This window comes from Streptococcus viridans, from assembly GCF_900636365.1.
Classification (GTDB): domain Bacteria; phylum Bacillota; class Bacilli; order Lactobacillales; family Streptococcaceae; genus Streptococcus; species Streptococcus viridans_A.
In genome coordinates this window covers 1,453,426-1,467,720 of sequence record NZ_LR134266.1, presented here as the reverse complement: position 1 = coordinate 1,467,720, position 14,295 = coordinate 1,453,426, and the positions used below count along the sequence as shown (strand labels likewise).

Genomic DNA, 14,295 nt, shown 5'->3' with positions numbered 1-14,295 from the left:
AAAGACTAGGATAAGTTCTTGAATCGTAAACTTTTACCTTTCCTTTTAGAAAATATGTTATAATGAATTAGTAATGATACAAAATCGAGGAGTTTCTATAAGATGATAGAATTGCTTTCCAAAAAGCAGCGACGCCAAATGCGTTTGCTAGAAACATTAATTCGAGAGAAGCGCTGGTTTCATTTGAAGGAACTCGCTGAAATGTTAGATTGTACAGAACGGTCATTGAAGGAGGATCTTTCAAATTTACGAACGGTCTTTAATGAGTTTTTGATTGAGTCTTCGACAAATGGTATTAAGATTAGTTATGACGATTCGATTGGGATTGAGGTGGTCTACCATCACTTCTTTAAAGAATCTACAGCTTTCTCCCTCTTGGAATACTTGTTCTTCCATAAGGACGTTTCCAGTGACTTAATTTGTAGACGGTATAATCTCAGCCAACAATCATTTTATCGCTTGATTCGAAATATCAACCAAATTATTCAGGAAAAGTACAATATACGAATCACCTTGAATCCTCTAAATGTCGTGGGGGACGAAGTTGATATTCGCTTTTTCTATTCCCAGTATTTTGCAGAGCGGTATTATTATTTAGAGTGGCCATTTCCAGATATCAGAGAGCAAGTCATTATTGATTTCATCACCTTCTTCTATAAACTGACAGAAATCCCACTGACTTATTCGATCTTCCATTCTTATAAAATTATGCTGACGGTCTACCTTTACCGGATTAAGCAAGGGTATCGAATTGAAGGGGCCAATAATTTTGAACAATACGCCTATCTCTATCAAGAGCTCCCAAAAATCAATGAGATGCTTCGTTATTTTGGTTTGCAGCTGGGTGTAGAATTTAACGAAGAAATCATAGAACAGCTCTTTATTATCTTCCTACAGAAACGCTTCTATTTTACCCCACAGGATCTGATTGACTCCACTGAGGAAGATGCTGTTACAAAAAAATCCTATATTTTAGCCTCTCAATTTCTTGATCACCTGAGTGAATCTTATGGTTTAGAACTTGAGAATTATGAAGAGATGATTATGCATATTCACAACACCGCCTATTTGGAGCGGCGTGAAATCTTTGGTGAATTTCTTCTCTATGATACCAAGAGCTATACCAATGAGGATTATCGAACCCTCTTCCCTAAATTTTATCAGGATGTTGAAACAGGTTTGTATCACTATCTCAAAGAGATGGGCTTTCATGAAAATCCTGAAAACCTCAAGCATCAGATTTATACCGTATTTTCACATTGGGAAAATCTATTGCCTCAACTATTAAGGAGACGGACAGCTGTCAAGGTCTTAATCATTAGCCGATACGATGACCACCATGCCAAGTCCATGATTGATTTCTTAAAATTCTATTGTACGGATAACTTTGAGTTTTCACAGGTCATCAAGCATGACTTTAATCTTCATGAACTAGAGCACACCGAATATGATGTCATTGTTGCCAACTTTATGATTCCGGATATAAAAGGTAAAAAATTTATTTGTACAAGTAGTTTGACCCTTTTAGAACTTGTAGAAAAACTGAATGTACTCTTTTATGATTTTACACGTTATGGAGTATAACTGAGCCTTCCCTCCTCTTATAGGAGGGAAATTTTTGCGACTATGCACCATTTTAAAAAATATGATATAATGGGCATTATTACTATACATTGAGGAGAATATCCATGGAAGACCCTGGCAGTCAGGATTTAATACTGCAATTTGTTTTACTATTTGTATTGACCTTATTAAATGCTTTTTTCTCTGCAACTGAGATGTCGATGGTATCGCTGAATCGCTCTCGGGTGGAACAGAAGGCTGAAGAGGGCGATAAAAAATACATTCGCCTCTTAAAGGTATTGGAAAATCCAAACCACTTTTTGTCTACGATTCAAGTCGGCATTACCTTGATTACCATCTTGTCTGGGGCAAGCCTAGCCAATGATCTTGGGAAAGTCATAGCTTCTTGGATGGGAAATACGGAGACAGCGCGTGCGATGGCTAGTTTCCTCTCACTGGCTTTTCTGACTTATATTTCGATTGTATTTGGTGAGTTATATCCGAAGCGTATTGCCATGAATCTAAAAGATAGTTTGGCTATTCGGACGGCTCCAATTGTTATTTTACTAGGGAAAATCGTTAGCCCCTTTGTCTGGCTCTTATCGGCATCAACCAATCTGGTAAGTCGTCTGACACCAATGCAATTCGATGATGCAGACGAAGAGATGTCACGAGATGAGATTGCCTATATGCTGGCTAAGAGTGAAACGAGTCTGGATGCTGACGAGATTGAAATGTTGCAAGGAGTCTTTTCGCTAGATGAGCTGATGGCGCGTGAGCTAATGGTTCCTCGTACGGATGCCTTTATGGTGGATATCCAAGATGATACCAGAGAAATCATCGAAAGTATCTTAAAACAGAACTTTTCTCGTATCCCTGTCTATGATGACGACAAGGACAATGTCATTGGTCTCATCCATACCAAACGCTTGCTTAATGAAGGTTTTGTGAATGGCTTTGAGAACATATTTCTTCGCAAGATTCTTCAGGAACCACTCTTTGTACCGGAAACGATCTTTGTTGATGATCTCCTAAAGGAGCTTCGGAATACACAGAATCAGATGGCCATTTTGCTCGATGAGTATGGAGGAATGGCTGGTCTGGTAACCTTGGAAGATCTTCTTGAGGAAATCGTCGGGGAAATCGATGATGAAACCGATAAGGCTGAGAATGATGTTTTTGAAATTGAGCCTAACCTCTATATTGTTCAGGGGATTGTGACCCTAAATGATTTCAATGAGTATTTCGATGTGAAGTTAGAAAGCGATGATGTGGATACCATTGCAGGCTACTACCTAACTGGGGTTGGTCGCATTCCAGGTCATAAAGAACGCTTAAGTTTTGAAGTAGACAGCATGAAGAAACACTTGATCCTTACAAACGATAAGGTGAAAAATGGTCGTGTTACCAAGGTGAAGGTTGAGGTCAGTGACCTAGTCGATGAAGATGAGCAAGCGACAAAAGGTCAAGAATAAGAACATCAAATCAGGGATTTTCCCTGATTTTTTTATGCTCATTTTAGTCGGATTTGCATCTCCCATGAATTTCCTTTATAATAAAATAACTAAATGTTAGAAGGAGATAGCAATGAAACAAGAAGAATGGTTAGCAGAGTTCGAGAGAGTAAATGGTCGACCGGCCAATCAGGAGGAAATCCAACAGGTTTTTGGTCAGTTTGGAGGTCCAGAAACACAAGCGACACAGGATACGCCGGTAAATCCAATTCAATCTCCATTTGAAGGTGCAGCACCTGTTTCCAATCAAGGACAATTTGGAGGACCCTTACCGTTTCCAGAACAAGCCACATTTGGAGGTGCGGCGCCAACTCCAGAGCAAACACCATTTGGAGGTTCGACGCTGTCACCAGAACAAGCACAGTTCGGAGGTCCAGCTCCGGCCCAAGCCTCATTTGGAGGTGCAAGCCCAGCTCCAAATCAATACCAAGGTGGAACAAGTCCGTTTCAACATCAAGGACAAGCTTTTGGGCAAATTGGAACTCAGCCACAAGCTCCTGTTCAGGATTCGGCTCAAGCAGGAGCGCCCTTCGCATCCTATAACAATGCTCAGATGCAGGGAGGTTATCCAAACAATGGGCAACTGAATTACCAGACTAATTCCCCATATATGGGACAAGCCCCAATACCCGGTAAGAAGTCTAAGAAAGGACTGATTATTGGATTATGTAGTCTTGTCGCCGTTGCAGTTTTAGCTGTGCTTGCCTTTTTCTTATTTGCTAAAAATCCTAATAGTATTCAAGGGAAATGGTCAGCTACTCCTGAGATGAAAAAGACAATGAAGTCTGCTTTTTCAGGCACTTTTTCTACTACATCAGATATTTCTAGTGAATTTGTAAAAGATATGGATATGATCGTAGAGGTAAAGGGGAAAAAAGTAACCATCAGTGTGATTGGTAAGATTGATTTCAAGGGAGCTGCAAAGGAACTCTATGATGATGGGGACAATGATTTTTACTCTGTTGAGGATGCCTTAGACTATATCCAGGAAAACAGTGAGAATTCCTATTTAGAGGATATGGGACTTGAAATCGATGTGAAGAAAGGTACTCTTAAAATGGTAGCCTTTGAAGGTGAGGTGGATGAAAAAGATCACCGATTCATTCAGGATGAAGATAAGAGTCATTTCCTTCGATACGATCTCAAGTATAAAATTGAAAATGGAACGCTGAAAGTTTCCGTGGATGGAAATGATTATGGAATTGAATACTCCTTTAAAAAATAAGATATTCGCTTATTTAGGCTCTTTGTCAACTGTAGTGGGTTGATGAAAAGTTATACCCTGAGAGTGGGACAGAAATCGGTAATTCGTTAGAATTCGATTTCGTCGTCCCACCTCCGCACAGTTGAGTAGGGCTGTAAAAGCTAATGAAATCAGCGTAGTAGAGCCCACTCAACCACTGCGTCTTGCTCGATAATCCAAAGACAATTGAGAGGCTAGGACTTTTGTCCCAGCCTCTTTTTGATGTTCTTGTTTTCAACAATAAAATAGGCTCCATAATTCCTATGGTGGTTTTACCCACTACAGGAATCATAGAGCCATGAAATCAGGGCTTTTCCCTGATTTTTTATGCTCATTTTAGTCGAATTTGCTTCTCCTATGAATTTCCTTTATAATAAAATAAGTAAAGGTTAGAAGGATATAGTAATGAAACAAGAAGAATGGTTAGCAGAGTTCGAGAGAGTCCATGGTCGACCGGCCAATCAGGAGGAAATCCAACAGGTTTTTGGTCAGTTTGAAAGTCCAGAAACACAAGCGACACAGGATACGCTGGTAAATCCAATTCAATCTCCGTTTGGAGGTGCAAGCCCAGCTCCAAATCAATACCAAGGTGGAACAAGTCCGTTTCAACATCAAGGACAAGCTTTTGGGCAAGGAGGAACTCAGCCACAAGCTCCTGTTCAGGAGTCGGCTCAAGCAGGAGCGCTCTTCACATCTTATAACAATGCTCAGATGCAGGGAGGTTATCCAAACAATGGGCAACTGAATTACCAGACTAATTCCCCATATATGGGACAAGCCCCAATACCCGGTAAGAAGTCTAAGAAAGGGCTGATTATTGGATTATGTAGTCTTGTCGCCGTTGCAGTTTTAGCTGTGCTTGCATTTTTCTTATTTGCTAAAAATCCTAATAGTATTCAAGGGAAATGGTCAGCTACTCCTGAACTGAAGAAAGAAATGACAGCTGGTTTTAAAGAAAGTTTCACCTCGACTTTAGATATCTCTAGTGAATTTATTAAAGATGTCGAAATGATTGTGGAAGTAGAGGGTAATAAAGTAAAAATTTCTACATCAGGAAAAGTTGATTTTAAAGGAGCAGCAAAAAAACTCCTTGAAGGCGATAAAAGTTATTTATATTCTATGGAAAATGCCTTGGAGTACATTGAGGAACGAAGCAAATGGGGTTACTTGAAGGAAATAGGAGTTGAAATTGATGTTAGAAAAGGAACCATTGATATGGTGCTATTTGAAGGCGAGTTATCTGAAAAAACTCATGAATTTCTTGTAGATAGTGGTGGAAACTTTGTAATGCAATACAATCTCAAATATAAATTGGTAAACGGAACATTAACGGTTTATCAGAATGAAGAGGATGATTTTAAATACACCTTTAAAAAATAAGATATTCGCTTATTTAGTGCCCTAATTGGGCGCTTTTTTTGTTACTATACGTAGAAAAAATAAGATAATTAAAAAAATTCTGAATTTAGGCTTGACAGCTTGAAAAATTTTCGGTAAGATAGTCAACATAAAAAAACGAAAGCAGAAACTTATGAAAAACACGAACTCCACATTGTTGAATCAAAACTTTTACTTTAGCTACTTTAGATAGTGTTTGTAGACATGAATTCATGGATGCAAACGAAACGAGCAATTTGTTTGTATCTATGTGGCTAAGATTTTTGATTGTGGTCCATATAGATGATATCTAAATGGACGGCAATGCTGGCATACTTTTAAGTTTGTGAGGAATGATACCAACCGTTTAGAATCATCTAAACGGTTTTTTGTATTCTGTTTGAATGTTTTAGAGAAGGAGACATATTTCATGAAAGTTGTAAAGAAGTTACTTGCCCCGGTTCTGGTAGTTGGTCTACTGATGACCTCCCTCTTGACCCTTCATCACTTGAAGACCTCTAAGCATGAAAAGATCAAGATTGGGATTTCCCAGTATATTACCCATAAGTCTTTAGATGCGACTCGTAAAGGCTTTGTGGAAGAGTTAGCCAAACAAGGTTATGTAGATGGAGAAGAGATTGAAATTGATTATCAAAATGCCCAAGGGGAGCAGCGAAATTTGAAAAATATTTCAAATCAGTTGTCACAAGAAAGCGATCTTGTATTTGCCATTGCAACTCCATCAGCACAAAGTATCGCCAATACGAGCAAAAGGACCCCTGTAGTCTTTTCTGCAGTGACAGACCCTCTGGCTGCTAAGTTGGTCAAGAACTTGGATCAGCCTGGTGGCAATGTGACAGGAACGAGTGACCAATCTTCAGATGCCATTGCTACGCAAGTCGACCTGATTCAAAAGGTTTTGCCAACAGCTAAGACAGTCGGGATCCTCTATACGCAAAGTGAGCCCAACTCAGTCGTTCAAAAAGATGAAGCAAAGAAGGTCCTTGAGGCCAAAGGCTACCGTGTCGTAGAGAAGACCATTTTAGACAGTAATAATGTGAAAGCGGCAGCGGACAGTTTGATGTCAGAGGTGGATTTAGTCTTTATTCCAACAGACAACATCATTTCTTCTACAATGGAAACCATTAAACAAGTGTCTTTGAAACATAAGGTTCCAGTTATTGGAGGTTCGATTGAAATGGCCCAAGTAGGAGGGCTCTATACCTATGGGACAGACTACACTGAGTTAGGTCGTCAATCTGCCCGGATGGCGATTCGTATCCTGAAAGGGGAAAAGGCAGCCGAACTGGCAGTGGAGGCCCCTAAGAATCTAGAATTGTATGTTAACAAAGAGATGGCTAAGAAATTAGGAATTGATCTCTCTGGTATGAACGAAAAGAAATAGGAGATGGATGATGGATTTTGTATTATCAAGTTTATCTGAAGGTTTATTGTGGTCGATTATGGCCATTGGTATTTTCTTAACATTCCGCATTTTAGATATAGCGGATATGACAGCAGAAGGGGCTTTTCCGCTTGGGGCTGCAGTCGTTGCGTCCCAAATTCAAGCAGGGCAAAACCCTTGGCTAGCGACCCTCTTTTCGATTTTAGCAGGGATGTTAGCAGGTCTAGTTTCTGGCCTTCTGCATACCAAGATGAAGATCCCCGCCCTCTTAACAGGGATTGTGACTCTGACAGGTCTCTATTCGATCAATATAAAAATCATGGGGGGCGTCCCTAATTTATCCATTGGTGATTCTAGTACCATTTTCAAGTCTGTGATGGGCTTGGGTTTGTCCAATGAGGCAGCTGTCTTTGCTGTTAGTATTTCTTGTTTGTTATTGGTTTGTCTGATTTTAACCCTCTTGATGAAAACCCAGATTGGTTTGGTTCTTCGTTCGACTGGGGACAATATCCCGATGAGTGAGGCCAATGGGGTGAATGTGGATACCATGAAGATTTTCGGTTACATGATTTCCAATGGACTGGTTGCATTGTGTGGGGCTCTTTTCGCTCAGACAGATGGCTTCTCCGACGTGACTTCTGGTACAGGGACCATCGTCGTAGGTCTCAGTGCTGTTATTTTAGCAGAAGTCCTAATCCATGATTTGACCATTGGAGGACGCTTGCTTTCGATTGGAGTGGGGGCAATTGTCTACCGCCTCATTATCCTCAATATCTACGAAATTCCAAACCTAGACCAAAACTTAGTCCGTTTGTTTAACGCCATTCTCTTGGCTTTGGTCTTGTTCGCACCAGAAGTACAGAAACGTCTCAAGATTCGTGGATTAAAATTAAGCAGTAACTAGAAGGAGAAGATAAATGGCAACATTGTTAAAAATTGAAGACATCCATAAGACATTCGAAGCAGGCACGGTCAATGAAAACCATGTTCTCAAAGGCTTGGATCTAACAGTAGAAGAAGGGGATTTCATCTCCGTCATCGGAGGAAATGGAGCTGGGAAATCGACATTGATGAATATTCTGGCAGGTGGATTGCAAGTGGATCAAGGAGATATCCTTTTGGAAGGGAAATCCATTAAGCAGACCAGTGTTCGGAAGCGTGCTAAAGATATTGCGCGTGTTTTCCAGGATCCTAAGATGGGGACGGCTTCCCGCTTGACCATTGAAGAAAACATGGCCATTGCTAAAAAACGTGGAGCAAGACGGGGCCTCAGTTGGGGGGTCAGAGAAAAAGACCGTGCGGAATTTAAAACGGCTTTGAAGGAACTCAATATTGGTTTGGAAAAACGCCTCAAAGTGGATACGCAATACTTATCAGGGGGACAACGGCAAGCCCTTACCTTGGTCATGGCTGCCTTGGTCAAACCAAAACTCTTGCTACTGGATGAGCATACCGCGGCGCTCGACCCCAAGACCAGTGAAATGGTCATGGAACTGACGCAAAAGATTGTCGAAAGCCATGATTTGACAACCTTGATGATTACGCATGATATGAACCATGCCATCGCATATGGTAATCGTTTGATCATGCTCTACCAAGGCAAGATTGTAGTCGATGTTAAAGGGAAAGAAAAGAAGAACCTGACAGTTGAAGACTTGATGCGCCTTTTCCATCAGAACAGTGGTGAAACATTGGTGAGTGACGAATTGGTATTAGGATAAACTAAAAAGAGAGTGGGACAGAAATCGGTAATTCGTTAGAATTCGATTTCGTCGTCCCACCTCCGCACAGTTGGGTAGGGCTGTAAAAGCTGATGAAATCAGCGTAGTAGAGCCCACTCAACCACTGCGTCTTGCTCGATAATCCAAAGACAATTGAGAGGCTAGGACTTTTGTCCCAGCCTCTTTTATATTGAAGAAAAAGTAATCCTAGTAACTTTCCTTAGGTGAGTGCGGACGTCAGCGAACTTCTACGAAGTTCCATGACTTAGTTTTGAATCTAAGGTTTCAAAACTCCCGAATGCTTGAAAAAAACAGTGTTTCAAGCATTTTTCTCACTGCAGAAAGTTTCAATGCTTAGCTTAATGCTAAAAAGACGAAATTTATTTTTTTATTGAAGAATCACTAAAGTTCTTTTATTGATGTAGCTAACAACATCAAGCTAATCCTGTTCCTTTTTCCCTAGGAAGCTAGCTGCGAGAACAAGGCTGAGTCCTGCTAAGAAGAGTAGGTATGAACGTTGTTCATGATTTGTTTTTGGAAGTTGTCTTTGCGAAGCCTGGTCTTGTTTAGAGTTGGGAACACTAGTCAGAGTGTTTCGGATATCAGTTGGATGAGTAGATTCTTCAACTAGGATGTTCCCGTTTTGAACCATTCTTCCTGAGACGATAGGCTCAACTTTTTCATAGGAATCTGGACTAAGGGTTCCGACTTCTGGTTCCGACTGGTAGACAATGGCATAGGTTCCTAACTCTTGTGCTATGAATTCAATCATGCCCTCTCGTAGTGTAAATGCTAATGGTTGGAGTTCTTGATTAGGAGTCAAGAAATAGACTTGCTTCACTTCTTTTGATAGTGGAAGTCGTACCAGTACACTTCCTTTGACTGGAACTGGATTCCCTTCTTTATCCTTGAGTTGAAGGTTGAAAGCATCGTAGGTTTTGCCAAAGAGTCCTTGGTCAAGGACCTTTTGAATCTCTAAATGACTGTCACTACCAATCTCATTTTCTCCACTAATGACCTCTACCTGGCTTGCTTGGTCTTTCAGTACTCGAAGGACATATTCAGGTAGAGAGTGGTTAGCTGCCTCCTGTCCAGCAGTGCCGATTGGTTCTGTGTACTCAGGAAGGGTCACTACAGGAGGTTCTTGGTCTCCCAAACTTGTCACAATAGCAGGTAAGAGAGAGACGGCTGGACTAGTGATGGTCTTTCCTCGGATGGCATAGGCTGAGATGATCTGAGTTTGTTTTTGATGAGCAGTTTCTGGGATCGTCAATTCAACTTGCTGGTCCTTAATCGCTAACACTCGATTTCCATCTGATAGGGTGACGTGGGAATCATCGGTTTTCTTGAGGAAAACAGGATTTTTTTCCCCAGGGAAATGAAGGGCAATAGCATCCCACTCCCCAGACGGAAGTGTGAGGGTAATCGTCTGATCGCCTGCTTTTATTGGGGCCAGGCTTGGAGTATCTAGGGATACTGTTGACGGCTTCAGGATGTCAAATGAATCCAGAGAAATCATTTTTCTATCATCAGGAGAGTTAGGATCCACTGTCAGGGTAAGGATATGATCTCCATTGCTTAAGTTTGTATACTCGCCAATCAACACATTCTTTTCATAGTCAGCACTTGAGTAGAAGTCCAAACTTGGCATTTCTTTTCCATCTATGGTGACTAAGGCTTTTCCATAGTCAGAAGATTTTAAGCCGTAAATACGAATACCTGTACCAGTGAAGGGAATGGTTGCTTTGGCCTCTGAATACTGAGATGGATCCACGTTTTGGAGAGTCGCGTATTTTTCTGTCGTTTGATATAAGCCTGATTCGCTCCAGTCCTTGAACAAGGAGCCATAGTTGATGCGGGGGTCTCTGTCATCCATCTTTTCAACAGTCGCACCTTGACCCGGATAGATTTTAAAGTAATCTATGGAAATTTTTGAGCGTTCATCCCCTCGGTTCAAGTGCTCCTTCTTCACGGTTAGAGTTAGGAGGTGATCTCCATCAGGAAGTCCTGTAAAACGACCGATTAGAGCACTTTTCTCCGTCTCTCCTGATGTGTGGAAATCTAGGTCTCCTATTTTTTTGCCATCGATTTGGACTTCTGCCAGGCCTAATTCAGATGATTTGAGACCATAGATTTCAATTCCTCTCCCCTTGAAAGAGATCCGAGCAGTAGCATCTTTGTCAGAATAGCTATCGACAGTTAGGTCAGCGTATTTTTCAGTTCCTGCAAATAGGTCAGCATCCTCCCAGTTATGGAAGGCAGGACCGTATTGAACACGGGGATCTCTGTCGTCCATCAATTCGACAACTGGCTGGATTGACGTAGCTTCTGATGCTTGCCTTGAGCGCTCCCCAATCATGGCTCTAACAGTATAGCTATAGCTGTGAAGAGAATCAATGGAGCGGTCGATGAAATGAGTGACATTGGTTAGGAATTCCTTGACAGAAGAAGCGTCATTGCTTTCATCTTTGCTTTCTCGACGGATGACATAGTGGGTCGCATCTGTAACCGGATTGAAATCGAGTTCAGCTGTTACAGCATCTTTTCTCACAGCAGATAGGCGAGTAACCTGCTCTGGTAACTTCTCAAAGGTAATCTGATCTCCTTTTTGAGTGGCAATCTGAATCCGATTGCCCTTCAGAAGAGTTGGCTTGATTTCTTTCCCGTTAATCTTGACAATACTCGATTCGATGTCTGGATAATCGACCACTAAATCTCCCCCAGCATGGGAAAGGAAAGCTAATGACTCAAGATTTTTTTCTTTCCATTTCATGCTGACTTCAAAGTTGCCACGAGCGACTAGACCTGAAATTTGCCCATCTTTCCAGGCATCCGGAAGAGCTGGTAATGGAGCAATGTAGCCTGTGTGAGATTGAAGGAGCATTTCTGCCATCCCACTGGTTGCACCAAAGTTCCCATCGATTTGGAAAGGCGCGTGTGTATCCCAGAGGTTTTCTAGAGTTGAAGATTTAAGCTGTTCAGCCAACAAACGATGGGCACGATTTCCATCAAGTAGACGAGCCCAGAGGTTGATTTTATTGGCCTTGGACCAACCAGTTCCGCCATCTCCACGATGGTTTAAGGTTGCGCGTGCAGCCTCCAGGTATTCCGGCTGATCCTTGCTAAATAGAGTTCCTGGGAAGAGCCCAACTAGATGGGAAACGTGACGGTGATGGTTTTCAATTCCTTCATTAGTGAATTGAGGACTGTCTTCTTCGTACCATTCCTTGATTCGGCCCTCTTGGTTGATATGAAGTGGTTTGAGCTTGTCAAATTTAGTCTTCACTTCGGTAACCAAGTCTTGGTCGATATTTAGATGATTGGCTGCTTCCATATAGTCGTGGAAGAGCTGCCAAACTAGGGATTGGTCAAAGGTATTCCCAATTGTGATGGTTCCATGCTCTGGCGAGTAAGATGGAGAAGACACCCAACGGTCACTTGCCTGGTCGTAGTGTAGGAAGGAGTTCCAGAACTTAGCAGTTTCCTTAAGCATTGGATAAATCTTTTCTTTGAGATAGGTCTCATCCTTGGTGAATTTGTAGTAGTCATAGACATTCTGCATCATCCAGGCATTGGCAGCCGGAGACCAACCCCAATAATAGTCCCAACCTGGAGTGGTCCAGCCAAACGGTGTAGCTTGGGTGTGGACCAGCCAACCATTTTCTTGGCCTTCTTTGGACTCGATACCGGCATACTCTTTAGCAGCGATACGGCCATAGTAGCGCAGGTCATCGATATAATTGACCATTGGCTTAGCCGTTTCTGCGAGATTGCTCATATAGGCAGGCCAGTAGTTCATCTGAAGGTTAACGTTGAGGTGGTAATCAGCGTTCCAAGGTGGATTGTCTACAGCATTCCAGACTCCTTGCAAGTTAGCAGGAAGGGCATCAGTACGGTCACGAGACGAACTGATGAGGAGGTAACGTCCGTATTGGAAGAAGAGTTCCTCTAGTTCTTGTCCTTTTTCCGGATTATAGGTTTGGAGAGCTTCTTTTGTCGTTTGAGTAGACTTGCTACCGCCAAGATTTAGTTGAACACGGTTGAAGAGACTTTGATAGTCCTCGATGTGGTCATGTTTTAGAGTTTCATAATCTTTGGCCTTAGCAGCTTCAACGATAGATTTAACAGTATTTTCCACGTCAATATCCTTGCGATAATTGGTTTTTGGATTTTGAGCAAAGTTGGTCTTGGCACTGAGTAAAAGGGTCGCATAGCTAGCTCCAGTGACAGTCAAATAGCCATCTTGGGCAGTGACTTGTCCGTCTGTCTTGATTCCAAGATAAGAGGCAAATTGTAGACCATTGTCTTTAACAGTTCCCTTAAGTAAAATACCATTCGAATCAGTCGTAACCGCCCCTTGTTTATAATTCGAATATTCCCAAGAGTAATCGCCATTAGCAAGTAAATCTTCTGTTAAGCTATTCCAAAGGGTAAAATCGAGGGTCTTATCCCCTTTTTTACTTAAATGGGTTACAGTAACATCGTCAGGATAGCTAGAGAAGGTTTCGCGTTTAAAAGTGGTTCCATCTTGGCTATAAGAAGTAGTCGTGATAGCTTGGGTAATATCTAAGTCACGATAATAGTCGGTAACATTTTCCAAGCCTTTCTTTTGGTTGTTAAAGACCATAAAGATATCACCAAAAGATAAATAACGACCATACTGAGCATTGTTTGGTCCCACTAGATTTTCTTCAGCTAACTGTTTCGCTTTTTGGCGGTCTCCAGCTTCAAGGGCCTTACGGATTTCTGCTAAGACCTTATAGCGGTCTTGATAGTTCCCCCCATTGTAATCGGTGCTATCCGGTTGCGGTCCACCAGACCAGAGAGTTTTTTCATTGTATTGGATTCTTTCTTCACCGATGAGCCCAAAAACTTTTGCCCCCATTTCTCCATTTCCGACTGGTAGGGCTTGTTTTTCCCAGCCATCATAGGAAGGAGTAGCTGGTTGATTGTAGGTCAATTGATAATCAGTTTGTTTGGCCACGGGAGTCTCAACTTTCATAGTTTCCTTATCTTTATTCGGCTCAATCGAACTAGTCGAACCGTCTGTATGACTACTTTCAACAGTTCTATCAGGAGTTGAGTTTCTTTCTTCAGAAATAGGAGCAATAGGTGGATTTTCTGGCTTGGATCCTCCAGTTCCGTCAGTCGGGCTCTCTATGGCTGGGGCAGCTTCAAGGTGGTTACTTTCGTTTTGACTTCCAACAATACTATCAGCACCTACCTGATGTGAGCCGAGAAAAATGGCTCCTAATAAAACAGAAGCCGTACCGACTGTTAGTTTGCGGATACTATAACGGCAGGATTTTTCCAAAAATCTTTGGTCCATAGAACTCTCCTCTAGTTTTTTGAGACCGCTTACATTTTTAGTTAAAGACAGTCCCTTCATATTTATTTCTATCATATCCAATTTAATAGGGAAACAGGAAAATGTCAATAGCTTTTAGGTAAGATGCATATTTGAGAGTGTTA

The 14,295-nt window shown here is 41.6% G+C and carries 8 protein-coding genes; 7 read left to right on the top strand and 1 reads right to left on the bottom strand.

From position 1 onward, the window contains the following. Nucleotides 1-102: 102 nt before the first annotated feature. The 7 genes from EL081_RS07630 (at nt 103) to EL081_RS07595 (ending at nt 8,823) form a co-directional block, all read left to right on the top strand. Complete coding sequence (locus EL081_RS07630; RefSeq protein WP_126404683.1) at nt 103-1,584, top strand: M protein trans-acting positive regulator PRD domain-containing protein; 1,482 nt, start codon at nt 103-105, stop codon at nt 1,582-1,584. 104 nt (nt 1,585-1,688) lie between these two features. Further along, nucleotides 1,689-3,038: a hemolysin family protein gene (locus tag EL081_RS07625; RefSeq protein ID WP_126404682.1), complete on the top strand. Its 1,350-nt coding sequence runs from the start codon at nt 1,689-1,691 to the stop codon at nt 3,036-3,038. A 112-nt stretch (nt 3,039-3,150) separates the two neighbouring features. Continuing rightward, nucleotides 3,151-4,302, top strand: a complete 1,152-nt coding sequence (locus EL081_RS07620) for a hypothetical protein (protein ID WP_126404681.1) — start codon at nt 3,151-3,153, stop codon at nt 4,300-4,302. Nucleotides 4,303-4,725: 423 nt separating this feature from the next. Then, nucleotides 4,726-5,700: a hypothetical protein gene (locus tag EL081_RS07610; protein WP_126404680.1), complete on the top strand. Its 975-nt coding sequence runs from the start codon at nt 4,726-4,728 to the stop codon at nt 5,698-5,700. 427 nt (nt 5,701-6,127) lie between these two features. After that, nucleotides 6,128-7,102: an ABC transporter substrate-binding protein gene (locus tag EL081_RS07605; RefSeq protein WP_126404679.1), complete on the top strand. Its 975-nt coding sequence runs from the start codon at nt 6,128-6,130 to the stop codon at nt 7,100-7,102. Between the two features lie 10 nt (nt 7,103-7,112). Beyond that, complete coding sequence (locus tag EL081_RS07600) at nt 7,113-8,006, top strand: ABC transporter permease (protein ID WP_126405066.1); 894 nt, start codon at nt 7,113-7,115, stop codon at nt 8,004-8,006. A 13-nt stretch (nt 8,007-8,019) separates the two neighbouring features. Then, on the top strand, nt 8,020-8,823 hold the full coding sequence (locus tag EL081_RS07595) for an ABC transporter ATP-binding protein (RefSeq protein WP_126404678.1): 804 nt from the start codon (nt 8,020-8,022) through the stop codon (nt 8,821-8,823). Between the two features lie 439 nt (nt 8,824-9,262). Here EL081_RS07595 and EL081_RS07590 read toward each other — a convergent pair whose 3' ends face one another. After that, entirely contained in the window at nt 9,263-14,152 is a 4,890-nt protein-coding gene (locus EL081_RS07590) for a glycosyl hydrolase family 95 catalytic domain-containing protein (protein WP_126404677.1), read from the bottom strand. Nucleotides 14,153-14,295 lie beyond the last annotated feature (143 nt).

Bases quoted from the DNA above. Each gene is read 5' to 3' on its own strand.
- EL081_RS07595 (WP_126404678.1), top strand. From the start codon at position 8,020: ATGGCAACATTGTTAAAAATTGAAGACATCCATAAGACATTCGAAGCA.
- EL081_RS07630 (WP_126404683.1), top strand. From the start codon at position 103: ATGATAGAATTGCTTTCCAAAAAGCAGCGACGCCAAATGCGTTTGCTA.
- EL081_RS07610 (WP_126404680.1), top strand. From the start codon at position 4,726: ATGAAACAAGAAGAATGGTTAGCAGAGTTCGAGAGAGTCCATGGTCGA.
- EL081_RS07625 (WP_126404682.1), top strand. From the start codon at position 1,689: ATGGAAGACCCTGGCAGTCAGGATTTAATACTGCAATTTGTTTTACTA.
- EL081_RS07590 (WP_126404677.1), bottom strand. From the start codon at position 14,152: ATGGACCAAAGATTTTTGGAAAAATCCTGCCGTTATAGTATCCGCAAA.
- EL081_RS07600 (WP_126405066.1), top strand. From the start codon at position 7,113: ATGGATTTTGTATTATCAAGTTTATCTGAAGGTTTATTGTGGTCGATT.
- EL081_RS07620 (WP_126404681.1), top strand. From the start codon at position 3,151: ATGAAACAAGAAGAATGGTTAGCAGAGTTCGAGAGAGTAAATGGTCGA.
- EL081_RS07605 (WP_126404679.1), top strand. From the start codon at position 6,128: ATGAAAGTTGTAAAGAAGTTACTTGCCCCGGTTCTGGTAGTTGGTCTA.